The organism is Acidimicrobiia bacterium (assembly GCA_040902765.1).
Taxonomy (GTDB): Bacteria; Actinomycetota; Acidimicrobiia; order Spongiisociales; family UBA11373; genus DATKBG01.
The window spans coordinates 243,933-258,068 of the sequence record JBBDWO010000028.1 but is presented as its reverse complement, the minus strand read 5'-3'; the positions used below and the strand labels follow the sequence as shown (position 1 = coordinate 258,068).

16 protein-coding genes are annotated in these 14,136 nt (G+C 69.3%); 7 read left to right on the top strand and 9 right to left on the bottom strand.

The window, feature by feature from the left end:
* Positions 1–52: 52 nt before the first annotated feature.
* Positions 53–625, bottom strand: coding sequence for a hypothetical protein (locus tag WEA29_08815; GenBank protein MEX2323852.1), 573 nt, complete (start codon positions 623–625; stop codon positions 53–55).
* A 21-nt stretch (positions 626–646) separates the two neighbouring features.
* On the opposite strand from WEA29_08815, the gene WEA29_08810 reads away from it, so the two are divergent.
* Genes WEA29_08810 through WEA29_08800 form a run of 3 tightly spaced genes read left to right on the top strand, consistent with a single transcriptional unit; the run spans position 647 to position 5,321 of the window.
* Entirely contained in the window at positions 647–1,756 is a 1,110-nt protein-coding gene (locus tag WEA29_08810) for a MoxR family ATPase (GenBank protein ID MEX2323851.1), read from the top strand.
* Positions 1,756–2,934, top strand: a complete 1,179-nt coding sequence (locus WEA29_08805; protein ID MEX2323850.1) for a DUF58 domain-containing protein — start codon at positions 1,756–1,758, stop codon at positions 2,932–2,934. The genes WEA29_08810 and WEA29_08805 overlap by 1 nt, the downstream gene beginning before the upstream one ends.
* Entirely contained in the window at positions 2,910–5,321 is a 2,412-nt protein-coding gene (locus tag WEA29_08800) for a DUF3488 and transglutaminase-like domain-containing protein (GenBank protein ID MEX2323849.1), read from the top strand. The genes WEA29_08805 and WEA29_08800 overlap by 25 nt, the downstream gene beginning before the upstream one ends.
* A gap of 62 nt (positions 5,322–5,383) precedes the next feature.
* Here WEA29_08800 and WEA29_08795 read toward each other — a convergent pair whose 3' ends face one another.
* From WEA29_08795 to dinB, 3 genes are all read right to left on the bottom strand, one after another.
* Positions 5,384–5,875: a helix-turn-helix domain-containing protein gene (locus WEA29_08795; GenBank protein ID MEX2323848.1), complete on the bottom strand. Its 492-nt coding sequence runs from the start codon at positions 5,873–5,875 to the stop codon at positions 5,384–5,386.
* A 77-nt stretch (positions 5,876–5,952) separates the two neighbouring features.
* Positions 5,953–6,285 (bottom strand): DUF3040 domain-containing protein, encoded by a 333-nt coding sequence (locus WEA29_08790; protein ID MEX2323847.1) that lies wholly within the window; start codon positions 6,283–6,285, stop codon positions 5,953–5,955.
* Positions 6,272–7,468, bottom strand: a complete 1,197-nt coding sequence (gene dinB, locus WEA29_08785) for a DNA polymerase IV (GenBank protein ID MEX2323846.1) — start codon at positions 7,466–7,468, stop codon at positions 6,272–6,274. Before dinB ends, WEA29_08790 begins: the two co-directional genes overlap by 14 nt.
* 185 nt (positions 7,469–7,653) lie before the next feature.
* On the opposite strand from dinB, the gene WEA29_08780 reads away from it, so the two are divergent.
* From WEA29_08780 to WEA29_08765, 4 genes are all read left to right on the top strand, one after another.
* A complete protein-coding gene (locus tag WEA29_08780) occupies positions 7,654–8,265 on the top strand; it encodes a histidine phosphatase family protein (GenBank protein ID MEX2323845.1) in 612 nt (203 codons plus the stop codon).
* 109 nt (positions 8,266–8,374) lie between these two features.
* Complete coding sequence (locus WEA29_08775; GenBank protein MEX2323844.1) at positions 8,375–8,755, top strand: hypothetical protein; 381 nt, start codon at positions 8,375–8,377, stop codon at positions 8,753–8,755.
* A gap of 32 nt (positions 8,756–8,787) precedes the next feature.
* On the top strand, positions 8,788–9,549 hold the full coding sequence (locus WEA29_08770; GenBank protein ID MEX2323843.1) for a hypothetical protein: 762 nt from the start codon (positions 8,788–8,790) through the stop codon (positions 9,547–9,549).
* Complete coding sequence (locus WEA29_08765) at positions 9,546–9,821, top strand: hypothetical protein (protein MEX2323842.1); 276 nt, start codon at positions 9,546–9,548, stop codon at positions 9,819–9,821. The genes WEA29_08770 and WEA29_08765 overlap by 4 nt, the downstream gene beginning before the upstream one ends.
* Positions 9,822–9,833: 12 nt before the next feature.
* Here the strand turns inward: WEA29_08765 and fabF are convergent, their stop codons facing one another.
* From fabF to fabD, 5 genes are read right to left on the bottom strand one after another with little or no spacing between them, the layout of a single operon-like run.
* Positions 9,834–11,078, bottom strand: coding sequence for a beta-ketoacyl-ACP synthase II (gene fabF, locus WEA29_08760; protein MEX2323841.1), 1,245 nt, complete (start codon positions 11,076–11,078; stop codon positions 9,834–9,836).
* 2 nt (positions 11,079–11,080) lie between these two features.
* Positions 11,081–11,326 (bottom strand): acyl carrier protein, encoded by a 246-nt coding sequence (gene acpP / locus WEA29_08755; GenBank protein ID MEX2323840.1) that lies wholly within the window; start codon positions 11,324–11,326, stop codon positions 11,081–11,083.
* A 37-nt stretch (positions 11,327–11,363) separates the two neighbouring features.
* Entirely contained in the window at positions 11,364–12,098 is a 735-nt protein-coding gene (fabG, locus tag WEA29_08750) for a 3-oxoacyl-[acyl-carrier-protein] reductase (GenBank protein ID MEX2323839.1), read from the bottom strand.
* A complete protein-coding gene (locus WEA29_08745; GenBank protein MEX2323838.1) occupies positions 12,095–13,165 on the bottom strand; it encodes a beta-ketoacyl-ACP synthase III in 1,071 nt (356 codons plus the stop codon). The genes fabG and WEA29_08745 overlap by 4 nt, the downstream gene beginning before the upstream one ends.
* A 29-nt stretch (positions 13,166–13,194) precedes the next feature.
* Entirely contained in the window at positions 13,195–14,121 is a 927-nt protein-coding gene (gene fabD, locus WEA29_08740; GenBank protein ID MEX2323837.1) for an ACP S-malonyltransferase, read from the bottom strand.
* Between the last annotated feature and the right edge of the window lie 15 nt (positions 14,122–14,136).

The following is a 14,136-nucleotide window of genomic DNA, read 5'->3' as shown; positions in this document are numbered from 1 at the left end:
GGCTTGTGGCAAGCCGAAACCTGATGAAGCCAGCGACCTATTCGCGCACCCCCTAGTTGGAGAGCGCCGCCGCCACGGCCCGAGCGACGCCGGCGGCCACCTCGCCCCGGACGGTGGCCGCGCCGGCGACCCGGGCGCCGTCGGGGCATTCGACCAGCACCGACACCACCTGCTGACCATCCACCTCGGAAGTGTCGAACCACAGCAGGGCGACCGGAGTTCCGACGAGGATCCGTCCGACGGCGACGGCGGCGGCACGAGCCAGCCCGGCCCGAGTTCCGTCGCTCGACTCGGTCACGGCTTGTCCACCACCGTCCACGGTGATGGTGGTGCCTTCCGCCGCCTCCCGCACCGTCACCGATGCGATGCGGCTGGAGGGTGTGGCGGCGGGGGCGGGGGCGGGCGCCACCTCTGACAGCGACACCACCTCGTCGTTCGAGATCCGCGACCGCAGCCCGTACGAGGCGAGCAGCCGCTGGACTTCGACACCGACGGCCCGGGCATCCGCTCCCGAGCGCATACGGACGCGAACGCTCTGCGGCGTGTCGCCATCGCCGTCGACATCGGCGGTGTCCACGCCGGGCAGGCGCGTCAGTTGGTCCATGAGCGTGTCGATACGGCGCACCGGTCTCCCGTCGTCAAGCGGATGGTAGGCATCGGCCCATCGGTGGTCCCGGGTGAGAGCCTTTTCGTCGGATCGGGATGCGCCCCGCGTTTACCCCCTATTGACAGGGCGCTGATACCCTCCGCCGGGCCCGCCACGAGGAGGATCTCCCTGACCGCCCAGCCCCTCACGCAACAAGACCTCGACTGGTTCGGTGGCCAGTTCGAGAGCATCGTCGGCAACATCGAACGGGTGATCCAGGGCAAGCGGTCGGTGGTCGAGCTCGTCGTCACCAGCCTCCTCGCCGGCGGCCACATCCTCGTCGAGGACGTGCCGGGAGTGGGCAAGACCTTGCTGGCCAAGGCGCTCGCCAGGAGCATCGACTGCCAGTTTCAGCGTATTCAGTTCACCCCCGACCTCCTTCCCTCGGACGTGACCGGGGTCTCGGTGTGGGATCGAGAACGCGGCGGATTCGTCTTCCGATCGGGACCGATATTCGCCAACGTCGTCCTCGGAGACGAGATCAACCGGGCGAGCCCCAAGACCCAGTCGGCGCTCCTCGAAGCCATGGAGGAACGCCAGGTCACCGTCGACGGGACGACGCGACCGCTGGGCAACCCGTTCATGGTGATCGCCACCCAGAACCCGATCGAGCACGAGGGTACCTACCCACTCCCCGAGGCGCAGCTCGACCGCTTCATGGTGCGGGTGGTCATGGGGTACCCGTCACGAGACAAGGAGCTGGAGATCCTCGAGACCCATGGTCGCCGGCCCTCGTATCCCGATCTGCGACCCGTGGTCAGCGCCGACCACGTCGTCAAGATGGCACACCTCGCCACCCAGATCCACGTCGCCGACGCCATCAAGGAGTACATCGTCGACACGGTGTCCGCCACCCGACACGATCCCGATCTCCTCCTGGGAGCGTCGCCGCGGGCCGCGCTCTACCTGCTGCGGGTGGCACGCACTCTCGCCATCGTCGCCGGGCGCCACTACGCGATCCCCGACGACGTCAAGGCGGCGCTGCGGCCCGTGCTCACCCACCGACTCATCATGCAACCCGAGGCGCAGATGCGAGGCGTCACCCTCGAGGAGATCGTCGACGGAGTCGCCGGAGCCGTGGCCGTCCCCGGAAGTGGAGTCCGGGTCTGATGCCGACGACGCGAGGATGGACGGCGATCGGAGTCGCCGTGGCCCTCCTCGTCCTCTGGCTCGCCTTCGGGGAGCGAGAGCTCATGTCCACCGCCGTGTTCCTGGGCGTCGCCGTGACCGCGGGGATGGTGTTCGTTCGTCTGTCTTCGACGGCGATCGAGGTCGACCGAAGGCTCCACCCACCGGCAGCGCACGCCGGGGACACCGTCACCATCGAGGTCAACCTGTCTGCACGACGCCGGATGCGCAACGTGCAGGTCGAGGATACGGTCCACGGCCTGGGCGTCGCCAGGTTCGCCGCGGCCCGAACCCTCCCATCCGACCCCGTCGTCGCCAGGTACGAGGTCTCGTGTCGGGAGCGAGGGGTGTATCCGGTCGGGCCGACGGAGGTGTCCGTGACCGATCCCCTCGGACTCGTCGACCACCGGCGCACCGCAGGCCCGGTCGATCGTCTGCTCGTGTACCCGCGCATCGAGACCCTCCGCGGCTTCCCGGCGGTCCGCGGTAACGATCCGGCGGTGCAGGCGACCAGGCCCACCTATGCCCCGCGTGGCGGCGACGACTTCTTCACGCTTCGCGAGTACCAGATCGGCGACGACCTGCGGAAAGTCCACTGGCCGTCGACGGCGAAGCGCGGCGACATCATGATCAAGCAGCTCGAGATCCCGTGGCAGTCGCGAGCCCTCGTCCTTCTCGACGCCCGCGCCGAGCGCTATGGGGACGATGAGGCGTTCGAGCACGCGGTGCGCGGAGCCGCATCGGCGGTGGCGCACCTCTATCGGGGAGGGTTCAGCCCGGATCTGTGGACCTCGGAACGGGCACCCGGAACGCGAACGGGGAATCGGTACCGGCAGGCCCTCGAGGCGCTCGCCACCATCCAGCCGCTCCAGCACGTCGATCTCCGAGCCGCCGTGACCAACATGCGGCGTCAGGGAGTCGGCGGCGGTGCCCTGGTGCTGGTGACCGGACAACCGGACGACGCTGTGCTGGCGGCGTACCGAAACCTCACTCGTGACTTCACTCGCACCATCGTCATGGCGGTCGCCGAGCCGGGTGAGGCCCTGAGCATGCTGGAGCGATCGGCGGCGATCACCGTCGTGTCGACGCCCGACCTGAGCTGGGCTCGCCCGTGGAGAACCGCACTGGAGCGATCATGGTCTACCGCCTCAGCTGGGTAGCGGGCGGCGCGGGCATCCTGCTCGCGCTCGGCCGATCGAGCCGCCTCCTCCGACCGACGATCGAGGGGCTGCCCTGGCAGGCCGTGATGATCGCTGCCGCCCTCCTGGGCGGTGCCATCACCTGGGCAGCGGTCGCCTACCGGATCCGCGGCCGGTGGGTGACGGTACTCAACTTCATTGCCGCCACGCTCACCCTCGTGCGCATCTCGGTCCCCGAGACGACCTGGTTCGTCTTCCCGACGACGGCGTCGGTTCCGGCGCTCGGCGAGGAACTCGCCCTCGCGCGCGACGTCATCGGGAGTGGTATCGCCCCGGTCATGCCCTTCGCCGGGATCGTCGCCGTCATGGCGGTGGTCTTCTGGGCGCTCGGCGCCGTCCTGGCGTGGGGATTGCTGGCCAATCGGCCCTACGTGGCGGTGCTCGCCCCACTTCTCGTATATCTCGAGTTCGCCGTCATGGACCGGCGACCCGGCGGTGTCTGGACGGTCTGGTTGATGCTCGCCATCGGCGCCAGCCTGCTCGCTGTCATGCTCGACCAACGCCGATCCGGCACCGGACTGCTCACCTCCCGGGCGACCCGGCGCGCCCTCGACCGATCCCTCCCCTCGCTGGGGATCGCGGTCGTCGGCGCCGTCGTGGCGGTGTCCTTGCTCGCCGGACAGGCCCTGGCCGGTGCGGTGCCGCGCAGCGGCTACCTGGCATGGCGCACCAGCACCTCGCTCACCGGTGAGTACCTGGGCAGCATCCAGTACAACCCGTTCGTCGGCATTCGCCAGAGCCTCGTCTCCTCGTCGACGGTGCCGGTGTTCAGTGCCCGAGTGGAGGGAGGCGTCGACCCGCGCACCGTGTACTGGCGGCTGCTCACGCTCGACTCATTCAACGGTCTCCAGTGGCATGTCGGAGGGGGCGCCGGCATCGCCTCGATCGACGACATCGACACCTTCGAACCCCCGTCGACCGCCTTCCTCGGTCCGGTCAGCCGGGTCACCTCGACGGTGACGATCTCCCAGCTCCAGATGGACTGGCTCCCCGCTCCGTACGCCCCGATCTCCTTCTCGTCCCCGGACCGGACGGTGGAGCGGGGCCTGCGGGTGAAGCGCGACGACGGATCGCTTCGTTTCGACGCCCTCACCTACCGGGGGATGAGCTACACCGTGATCTCGCAGGTGCCGGTCCCGGACCTCCGAGTGCTGTCACTGGGCGACGACGGCGACCCGTCGGTGGTGTTCGCCGCCGCCATCGAGGACGGGGCGTTCGACCTCGGCGACGAACCCCTGGAGTACACGACCCGGTCGCTGCCCGACCGGGCCCACTTCCTAGACCTGCCCGACGACATCGGGAACCGAATCCCCAACTTCGCTCACCAACAGGTGGCGGGCCTGGAGACCGACTACGAGCGCGGCCTCGCCCTCGAGGCCCTCTTCAAGACGGGCGGTGGGTTCCAGTACTCGACGCAGATCGTGCCCGGGCACAGCGCAACGGATCTCGAGGCCTGGCTGCTCGACCCGAGCAGCCCGAACTACCGGGTCGGCTACTGCGAGCAGTACGCCACTGCGATGGGGGTAATGGCCCGGGCCGTAGGGATCCCGAGTCGCGTGGTGCTCGGTTTCACGCCGGGCTCCTACGCCGACGATGGGACCTTCGTAGTGCGGGATCGCAACGCCCACGCCTGGGTCGAACTGTGGATGCCGACCCAGGGCTGGGTCACCTTCGACCCCACGCCGCGGGGCGACGGAGTCAACCCAGGAGCCCTGGAAGCGATCCCCTTCGCCGTGGCCGAGTATCTCGAGGCGGCGCTGCCCGAGCCGGGCTCGCCGACCCAACCGACACTTCCCGGCCAGACTCCTCTCGAGGAGGATCCGACCACCGATCCTTCAGTGGTGACCACCGTGCCGACGACCGACGCCGGCGAGAACGCCTCGCCGGGCCTGCCCGTACCATTCAGAGCCGTGGGCATCGGGCTACTCGTGGTCGCGCTGGTCGCCGCCCTGCCGGTACTCAAGTGGGGGCGCCGTCGGTCGCGGGTGCGCCGGCTCGAAGATGGCGACATCGGGGCCGCCTGGGTGGAGATCGTCGACCGCCTCACCGACCTTGGCGAGGGTCCGCCGCTCACCGCGACGCCGGCCGAGATCGCCCGGAGGGCCACGGCGGCGCTGGCCCCACTCGCTGTGATCTACGCCCGGGCCGCCTATGGCCCACCGGGCACGCCCTCGCCCGAAGACGTCGCCGCAGCCGGCGAGTCGTTCCAGGAAACCGAGTTCCAGATCGTCGGTCGGTACTCGTTGGGGCGGCGGATCGCGTCCCGATACAGCCTGCGGTCACTGAGGGGGCGAGCGAATATCTCGCTGGCTTCATCAGGTTTCGGCTTGCCACAAGCCGAAACCTGATCCAGGGGCGAGCCTATTCGCTCGCCCACTGACCCGACGGGGCGGTCCCCCTCGCAGGGCGCTCAGCCGTCGGCGGCCTCGGACTGGACGTCCTCCTCGACACGACGGAGCATGAGCAGGAACTCGTCCCGGTCGAGTTGGAACCGGGTCACGTCTTCCTCGACCTCTCGGGCGATCTCGTTGATGGCCACGAAGAAGGCGAGCTGGCCCTCCCGGAGGGCATCGACGAGTTCACCGTCGTCGGCGGCGACCCGAAAGATCGACTGCCCATCGGTGACCAGCCGGACCTCGGCGAGGTGCCGGTCCATATCGCCGGTGCTGCGCAGGTAGTCCCAGGCGCGTCGCACGCGCTGGACCGACATGCCGTTGTCGAGGAGACTCTTCACCACGCGAAGCGCCACCAGGTCGCGAAACGCGTACAGACGCCGCTTCCCCGGTCGGCCTCCAGTGCTCTGAACCGAGGGGGGAACCAACTCGACACGATCCCAGTACCGCAGCTGATGTGGCGTGCAGCCCGTCAGCCGACAAGCCTGCTGTGCCGTGAAGCCTTCCAACGAAACCTCTCTCCCTCACGATGACGGCGCCGACGCGGCCGGCGGCCGCCTCTCCGATCTCCCCCGGGCAAACGACTCTAGCGCCCGCGCCACCTGCGGCGCATCCGGCCGGCCATCGAGTCGGGCGACGCCGCCGCGACGTTCGCCCGATGCTTGACAGCGGACGAGAGCGCGACCGCCGAGGCGACCATGATGCCGAACCCGACGAGTGCCACCCCGGTGCTTCGGGTGAAGAACCCGATCATCAGCGCCAACCCGGCGACGAGACCGAACCCGGCCAGTCGAACCCGCCCCGATGAACGCGAGGCGAGCCGGGCGCTGCGCACGGTTTCGGCGAGCTCAGGATCGTCGGCGTAAAACTGACGCTCTATCTCCTCGAGGATTCGCTGCTCTCTGTCATCGAGGGGCATCGGGTGATCTCCGGTCGTCTTTCGAGTATACCGAGGGGTCCGACTTCGGCATTAGGGGGTGAGCGAATAGGTCCTGGACTCGCCCGATCGCCTCGTCGACCGAGCGCTGGTCGTCCTCCCCCAGCACCAGCTGGCGCGGGGCATCGGCGGGAATCAGGGCGCTTCCCGCGATACCGAGGAGCCGCACCCCCTGGTCCCGTCGGTCGGCGGCGGCGAGCAGCCGGCGTGCCTCATCGAGCACCCCGGTGGTGTCGACCACCGGCCGCGTCGGCGTGTGAGAGCGCGACACCGTCGTGAAGTCTCCGAACCGAACCTTCACCGTGATGGTGCCGGCGGCGACCCCCGCCTCCCGCAGTCTCCGGGTCAGTTCGGCGGCATGGGCGAGCAGGGCGCGGGCGACGGCGTCGTCGCCGAGGAGGTCGACGGGGTAGGTCTCCTCGACCGAGATCGACCGCATCCCGATGTCGGGCTCAACCTCGCGCTCGTCGATGGCATGGGCCCGATCCCAGAGGACCCCTCCGAGCCCCTCGCCCAGACGACGCGCCAGCGTCGCCCTCGGGAACCCCGCCAGATCCCCGATCGTTCGTATCCCGAGTTCCTCCAGTCGTGCCAGCGTCGCCTCCCCCACCCCCCAGAGAGCGCGAACCGATTTCGGATGCATGAAGTCGGCTTCAGCCCCCGCCGGGACCAGCAGCAGGCCGTCGGGCTTGGCGTCCCGAGAGGCCATCTTGGCCACCAACTTGGTCGCTGCGATGCCGACCGAGACCGTGACCCCGACCCGCTCCTGTGCCAACCGACGGAGCCGCTCGGAGATGGCGATGGCCCCGCCCGGCCCATCGACACCGGTGAGGTCGAGAAAGGCCTCGTCGATCGAGATCGGCTCGACGCGTGAGGTCACCTCGCCGAGTACCGCCATGAGCTCCTCCGACACCCGCCGGTATTCGGCGTGATCGGCGGCCACGATGACGGCAGTCGGGCACAGCCGTTTCGCCATGACCATGGGCATCGCCGACCGCGCTCCATGTCGGCGCGCCTCGTAGGACGCCGCCGCTACCACGCTGCGCGGGCCGTCGCCACCGACGAGCACGGGGCGATCGCACAGCTCGGGCCGTCGCAGCCGCTCCACGGCGACGAAGAACGAGTCGGCATCGACATGCAGGATGGGCTCAGGAAGCGAAATCATGGGCGAAGGATACGAGCTAGCAGTCCACAGCTACCAGCTACCAGCCACCAGCCACCAGCCAAACTGCTCTGACTGTGAGCTGTCCGCTCCTCGTACCAAGTACCGAGTACCAAGTACCAAGTCTGGCTGGTAGCTGGTAGCTGGTAGCTGCTCCTGGCCCCTCCCCCCTATCTACCCTCTCCCTGGTGCTGAAGCGTCTTCATCTTGTGCGTCACGGCGAGGTCCTCAACCCGAAGGAATTCGTCTACGCCGACCTGCCCGGATTCCCCCTGTCACCGCTCGGCCGCGATCAGGCGCGCGGCGCGGCGCGGCACCTGGTCGGCTCGGGGACGACCGCCGTGGTGTCGAGTCCTCTGGACCGGGCGGTCGAGACCGCCGGCATCATCGCCGACGCCCTCGACCTCACGGTCAGCATCGATCCCCGGCTGACCGAGTGGGAGCTGGCCCGCCGCTGGGCGGGCGTCGCCTGGGACGATCTGCCGACGGTCTTCCCCGGCGAGCTGGAGCGCTACCTCGAGCATCCCCACGACCTCCCCTTCTCCCCCGAATCCATCAGGGCCGTCGCCGAACGGATGGCTGCGGTCGTGCACGATCTCGGGAGAGCCCACCCCGGCGGGATCGCCGTGGCCGTCTCTCACCAGGATCCCGTCCAGGCGCTCCGACTGCATCTCCGCTGCCTCCCGCTCGAGCACCTCCCCGATGATCCCCCACCGCTGGCATCCGTCACCAGCCTGGAACCCGGCGACCCCTCGTGGATCGAGGCCTCCCGATGGGCGCCGCCGATAACACCCGCATAAGGCGAGCCGGCGCCTCCCTGCCCGGCGGGCTCGGACGCAACTACACTGCCGGCTCCAAGAACCCGAGAAAAGGCCTGCGTTGCGTCGAACCCTGCTGCTGATCCCCATCATGAGTGGCCTGATCGCCACGGCCTGTGCCAGTGGCCCATCGCCCCAGGCCCTCGAGCGCAATCAGATCCCAGCGGTCACCACGACCACCGAACCGCCCCCCGAAGGCGTCATCGTGGTCGTGATCTCCAACGGGCGATTTGCGCCCTCGAACCTCAGCCTGAACCTCGAGACGCACTGGATCGTGCGGTGGGAGAACCAGGACCCACCCCGTGAGTACGTGATCACCGAGCGCACCGGCGAGTTCGAGAGCCCGGTGCTGGCCCCCGGTGACTCCTTCGAGGTGGACTTCAGCGAGCTGCCCGAGGCGCTGTACCGGTACAACACCGAGATCGGTAACCAGCGGATCCCCGGCCTGATCGACACCCGACCGAGCCGCTGATCGCGGATCCCGCAGCGGGGGATAATGCCCCCATGCCGCGCAGCCCGTTCGTCATCGCCGCCCTGACGACCGCCACCGTTGTGCTCGCCGGTGTCCGACTGGTCCTCGGGGAAACCGTGTACCACACCTCTTCGGGGGCCCTGGTGGCGGGTGGGCTGCTCCTGTTCGCCGTCGTCTCACTCGCCGCCTTCCTCGTCGGCCGTACCCGGTGGTCGAGGTATGCCCTGTACGGATGCGTCGGCGCCGCACTCGCCGCCGGTTCGGCCGGTGATGGCACCCCGCTGTCTTGGTTCCTCGCTGCGGCCAGCGTTGCTGCGCTCGTCGGACTCATCGGACCGTGGCCAGACCGCTGGCTGCGACGGCTCCCATCAGCGGACGGGCCCCCGCCCGCGGCGACCGCCCTCCTCCTGGCCCTGGTCGCCACTCCTGCCTTTTCCGGGCTCGCCGCTCCGCTCGGCACGCACCGAGCCGTTTGGGCATGGTCTGCGTGGTGCGTGGTGTTGGCGCTCGCCCTCGGTCGCGCCGTGCCCGGAAGCCTCACGGCGGCGAGGTGGCTCCATCCCGCGCTCGGGGTGGTCGTGGCACTCCTCTCCGGCGCTCCTCAGGGGTTCACGGTGGCCGCGGCGGCGCTGGCGGCGTCGACGCTCTCCTGGACCAGGGAGGTTCGCCTCGCCGTGACGCCTCCCGCTCACGATCCGTCGGTCGTGCCCTTTCCGCCCGAACTGGTCGCACCCGAGATCCTGGCGGCGGCCGGACTCGACGACCGCGGCCGGCGACAAGGGGACCGGCCATGAGGCTCCCCAACCCGTGGGTCGGCATCCCGGCGCTGGTCGCGGGGATCGGCGGCGGTGTGGTCGGCTACGCGGTCACCGGGGCGTCGTGTGCCCCGTCCTCCTGCACGGTGTCAGCGATCGCCGCCGCCGTGGTTGGAGCCGTGGTGACCGCCATCGGCGTGGCGGTGATCGCCGCCCTGGCGCTTCGTTCTCTCGCCGAGCACCGCGACGCATTGGACCGAGACATCGTGACCTTCGCCGACGACGATCTCCCGCCTTCGGGAGGCTGCTGAGCGGCTCTCCGACTACTCGTGCCGGGCGAACACGAGCGACACGTTGTGGCCGCCGAAGCCGAACGAATTGGTCATCGCCCGATCGACCCGGACGTCGCGCGCTTCGTTGGGCACGTAATCCAGGTCACACTCGGGGTCGGGGGTCTCGTAGTTGATCGTCGGGGGCACCCGGCCGTCGCGAATCGCCAGGATGCACACCAGCGACTCCAGGGCACCGGCACCACCGAGGAGGTGCCCGGTCATCGACTTGGTCGACGACACCGGTACCGAGTAGGCACCATCTCCGAACACGGTCTTGATGGCGGAGGTCTCGGTCGAGTCGTTGGCCGCGGTCGACGTCCCGTGGGCGTTGATGTAGTCGATCTGGTCTGCGCCGAGCCCGGCATCGTCGAGGGCGTTCTGCATGGCGCGCGCCGCACCGGCTCCTCCTGGTCGGGGCAGCGTGATGTGGTAGCCGTCCGCCGACATGCCGTATCCGACGACCTCGGCATGGATCTTCGCCCCTCGGGCAAGGGCGTGTTCCCGCTCCTCGAGCACCACGGTGGCCGCTCCCTCGCCCATGACGAAGCCGTCGCGATTGGCATCGAAGGGGCGGCTCGCCCCAGCCGGATCGTCGTTGTTGGTCGACAGCGCCCGGGACTGGGCGAATGCGGCGACGGTGAACTCGATGATCGGCGCCTCGGCACCGCCCGCCACCATCACGTCGGCGGCGCCGCGCTTGATGATCTCTGCGGCATCGCCGATGGCGTTGGCCGAGGCGGCGCAGGCCGTCACGATGCACGAGTTCGGCCCGAACAGGTTGTATCGGATCGACACCAGACCTGCGGCCATGTTCGAGATGATCTGCGTGATCACCAACGGGCTCACCCGGTCAGGCCCGCGCTGGCGTAGCGCATCGATACCGTCCTGAAAGGCCATGATCCCGCCGATCCCCGACCCGACGACCACGCCGGCCCGGTACGCCGCCGGATCGTCCTCCTCGTAGGAAAGGCCGGCGTCGGCGATCGCCTGTGCCGACGACGCCCAGAACAGCTGGTCGTAGCGGTCGAGGCGGCGAGCCTCCTGGCGTTCGATGTACACCTCAGGGTCGAAACCGTGGATCTCGGCGGCGATCCGCGCCTTGAAGCCACTGGCGTCGAACGCGGTGATCGGACCTACACCGGGAGTGCCGGCCAGTGCTGCAGCCCAGAATTCGTCGACAGTGTGGCCGAGCGGGTTGACGGTCCCGAGGCCGGTGACGACGACGCGTCGCGACACGGTCAGCTCTGCAGCTTCTCCAGGACGAGGTCGACCGCCTGACCGACGGTGCCGATCGACTCGGCCTCCTCGTCGGGGATGGTCACGCCGAAGGTGTCCTCCAGCGCCATGAGCAACTCGACCACCCCCAGCGAGTCGACCTCGAGGTCTGCCTCAAACGAGGCCCCCATCGCGATCTTGTCCTTCGGAATGCCGAGTTCGTTGACCAGGAGCTCGGTCATCTTCTCCTCTACCTGCGCCCTGTCCATGCTGGTCTCCCTGTCTGCGTCGTCGATAGGTGCTCGTCTAGAACGACAGGCCGCCGTCCACCACGAGGACGTGGCCAGTCACATACGCGGCACCGTCCGAGGCAAGATAGCCCACGGCGGCCGCGATCTCGCCTGGTTCTCCGAACCTGCCCAGAGCAATCGCCGGCAGCACCGCCCCCTTCACCGAGTCGTCGAGCGCACCGGTCATGTCGGTGTCGACGAAGCCCGGGGCGACGGCGTTGACCGTGATCCCCCGTGATCCCACCTCCTTGGCGACGCTCCGGGTGAACCCGATCAACCCCGCCTTGGCAGCGGCGTAGTTCGCCTGGCCTGGATTGCCGGTGATGCCGGCCACCGAGGTGACACTGACGATGCGGCCCCAGCGCGCCTTGAGCATCCCCCTGAGGGCCGCTCGCGTGCACAGGTAGGCGGAAGTCAGGTTGGTCCGGATGACCCGGTCCCACGCCTCGGGGGCCATCCGCAGCAGCAGGTCGTCGGCAGTCACGCCGGCGTTGTTCACCAACACCTCGACCGGACCGAACCGCTCGACCACCGCGTCGAACATGGCCGTGACCGCCCCCCCGTCACCGACGTCGGCCCCGATGGCCATCGCCTCTCCCCCAGCCGCCGCGATCGCCGCCACGACCTCGTCGGCCGCCGTGCTGCCGGTGTGGTAGTTGACCGCGACCCGGTACCCATCGGCGGCCAGTCGCTCGGCCACGGCACGACCGATGCCGCGCGAAGCGCCGGTGACCAGGGCGACGCGGCTCACAGGCCCGTCCCATGGACTTCGAGATTCGGGGCCAGCAGCTCGAGCGCCGACGCCGACGACGGCGGCAACTGAGCGTCGGAGACTCCGAGCGGCTCGACTCGTGAACCCCATCGATAGGCCATGGCAGCCCAGGTGAACCCGCCTCCGAAAGCGGCGAAGACGAGCACCGAACCCGGTTGAATCCGGCCCTCTTCCACCGCTTCCGACAGGGCGATCGGGATCGTCGCCGCCGACGTGTTCCCGTACGAGGCGATGTTGACGAACACCTTGCCGGGATCGAGGGAGAGGCGACGGGCCGTGGCGTCGATGATCCGGACGTTCGCCTGATGCGGGATGAACAGGTCGACATCCTCGACGCCGAGGCCGGCGCGCTCCACGACACGCGCCGAGGCATCGCCCATGGCGGTCACCGCCCGCCGGAACACCTCGGGCCCCTCCATCAGGATCGTCGGGAGCATGTCGCGTAGCGGGTTGCCCTCGGTGCCGCTGGCGGGCACGCACAGCAGGTAGCCGGCGGTCCCGTCAGATCCCAACTCGAAGGCGAGCACACCGGCGTCCTCGTCGGATGCTTCGACGATCACGGCGCCGGCGCCGTCGCCGAAGAGCGCGGAGGTGCTGCGGTTGCTGAAGTCGAGCCAGAACGACAGCTTCTCCGCGCCCACGACCAGGATTCGCCGCATCGCTCCGGTCTTGATCATCTGATCGGCTGTCGCCAGGGCGAACAGGAAGCCGGAGCATGCCGCGTTGAGGTCCATCGCCACCGCGTTGACCGCGCCGATCTTCGCCTGCACCATCGTCCCGGCACCGGGGATGGCGCGGTCGGGGCTGCAGGTCGCCATGAGGATCATGTCCAAGTCGGTCGCCTCCAGACCGGCTGCAGCGAGGGCGCGCCGGGCCGCCACCGCTGACAGATCGGACACTTCGACGTGGCTGATCCGACGCTCCTTGATGCCGGTTCTCGTCGTGATCCACTCGTCACTCGTATCGGTGACGGTCTCCAGGTCGGCGTTGGTGAGCACCGCGGGCGGCAGGCAGCGCCCCCAACCGGTTATCACGCTGTTGTGCACGGGCCATTCACCTCCGAGGAGCCATCATGCTACGAGGCGAGCGCAGCGGCCACCCCGGCCACGTCGTCCAGGCTGGATACCACCAGCGTCGTCGCACCCTGTACCGACTTCCGGGCGAGCCCCGCGGTTACGTCGCCGGGCCCGACATGCACGAAGGTGTCGACCCCGGCGGCGGCCATGGCGCTCAGGCTGTCCCCGAATCGCACCGGCGCGGTCAACTGGGCGAGCAGGGTGTCCCCGATCGAATCGTCATGGGGTGCGGCCGTGGCGTTGGCCCACACCGGGAAGGCCGGAGGAGCGAAGACCACCTCCCCCATCGCCTCGGCGAGGGCGGCAGCTGCCGGCACCATGAAGGACGAGTGAAACGCTGCGGCCACCTTGAGGGGCACGACGCGTCGGACCCCGTGCTCGGATGCCGACTCCACCGCCCAGGCGATGTCCTCGACTCCACCGGCGACCACGACCTGCCCGGGCGCGTTCAGGTTCGCCACCCACAGCCGACCGCCCAGGTCGCGTCGCGTCGCAACCAGTGCCTCGGCGGCGGCATCGTCGCCACCGATCAGCGCCGCCATACCCGACGGTTCCAGCTCCGCCGCTGCCGCCATGGCCCGGCCCCGGGCGGCGACGAGGGCCAGACCGGCGGCGTACGACAGTGCGTCGGCGGCGACGAGCGCCGTGTACTCGCCGAGGGAGTGCCCGGCCGCCGCCTGCGGAGGACCCTCCAGGCGATCGACGAGCGTGCGCCACAGGGCATGGGCCACCGCGTACAACGCCGGCTGAGCCCGGTCGGTACCGGTCAGGGCCTCCTCGGGACCGTCGAGACACAGGCGCCGCAGCGACCACCCGAGGACCTCGTCGGCGGCGGCGCCGAGCAGGTCGGGTCGGGCATCGAACAGATCGCCACCCATACCGACGTGCTGGCTCCCCTGCCCGGGGAACAGTACGGCGAACGACATGAGGACTCCTCGACC

Excerpts from the sequence above, each read along its gene's own strand:
- WEA29_08810 (MEX2323851.1), top strand. The coding sequence starts at position 647 with ATGGTAGGCATCGGCCCATCGGTGGTCCCGGGTGAGAGCCTTTTCGTC.
- WEA29_08805 (MEX2323850.1), top strand. The coding sequence starts at position 1,756 with ATGCCGACGACGCGAGGATGGACGGCGATCGGAGTCGCCGTGGCCCTC.
- WEA29_08800 (MEX2323849.1), top strand. The coding sequence starts at position 2,910 with ATGGTCTACCGCCTCAGCTGGGTAGCGGGCGGCGCGGGCATCCTGCTC.
- WEA29_08790 (MEX2323847.1), bottom strand. The coding sequence starts at position 6,285 with ATGCCCCTCGATGACAGAGAGCAGCGAATCCTCGAGGAGATAGAGCGT.
- dinB (MEX2323846.1), bottom strand. The coding sequence starts at position 7,468 with ATGATTTCGCTTCCTGAGCCCATCCTGCATGTCGATGCCGACTCGTTC.
- WEA29_08775 (MEX2323844.1), top strand. The coding sequence starts at position 8,375 with ATGAGTGGCCTGATCGCCACGGCCTGTGCCAGTGGCCCATCGCCCCAG.
- WEA29_08770 (MEX2323843.1), top strand. The coding sequence starts at position 8,788 with ATGCCGCGCAGCCCGTTCGTCATCGCCGCCCTGACGACCGCCACCGTT.
- WEA29_08765 (MEX2323842.1), top strand. The coding sequence starts at position 9,546 with ATGAGGCTCCCCAACCCGTGGGTCGGCATCCCGGCGCTGGTCGCGGGG.
- acpP (MEX2323840.1), bottom strand. The coding sequence starts at position 11,326 with ATGGACAGGGCGCAGGTAGAGGAGAAGATGACCGAGCTCCTGGTCAAC.
- fabD (MEX2323837.1), bottom strand. The coding sequence starts at position 14,121 with ATGTCGTTCGCCGTACTGTTCCCCGGGCAGGGGAGCCAGCACGTCGGT.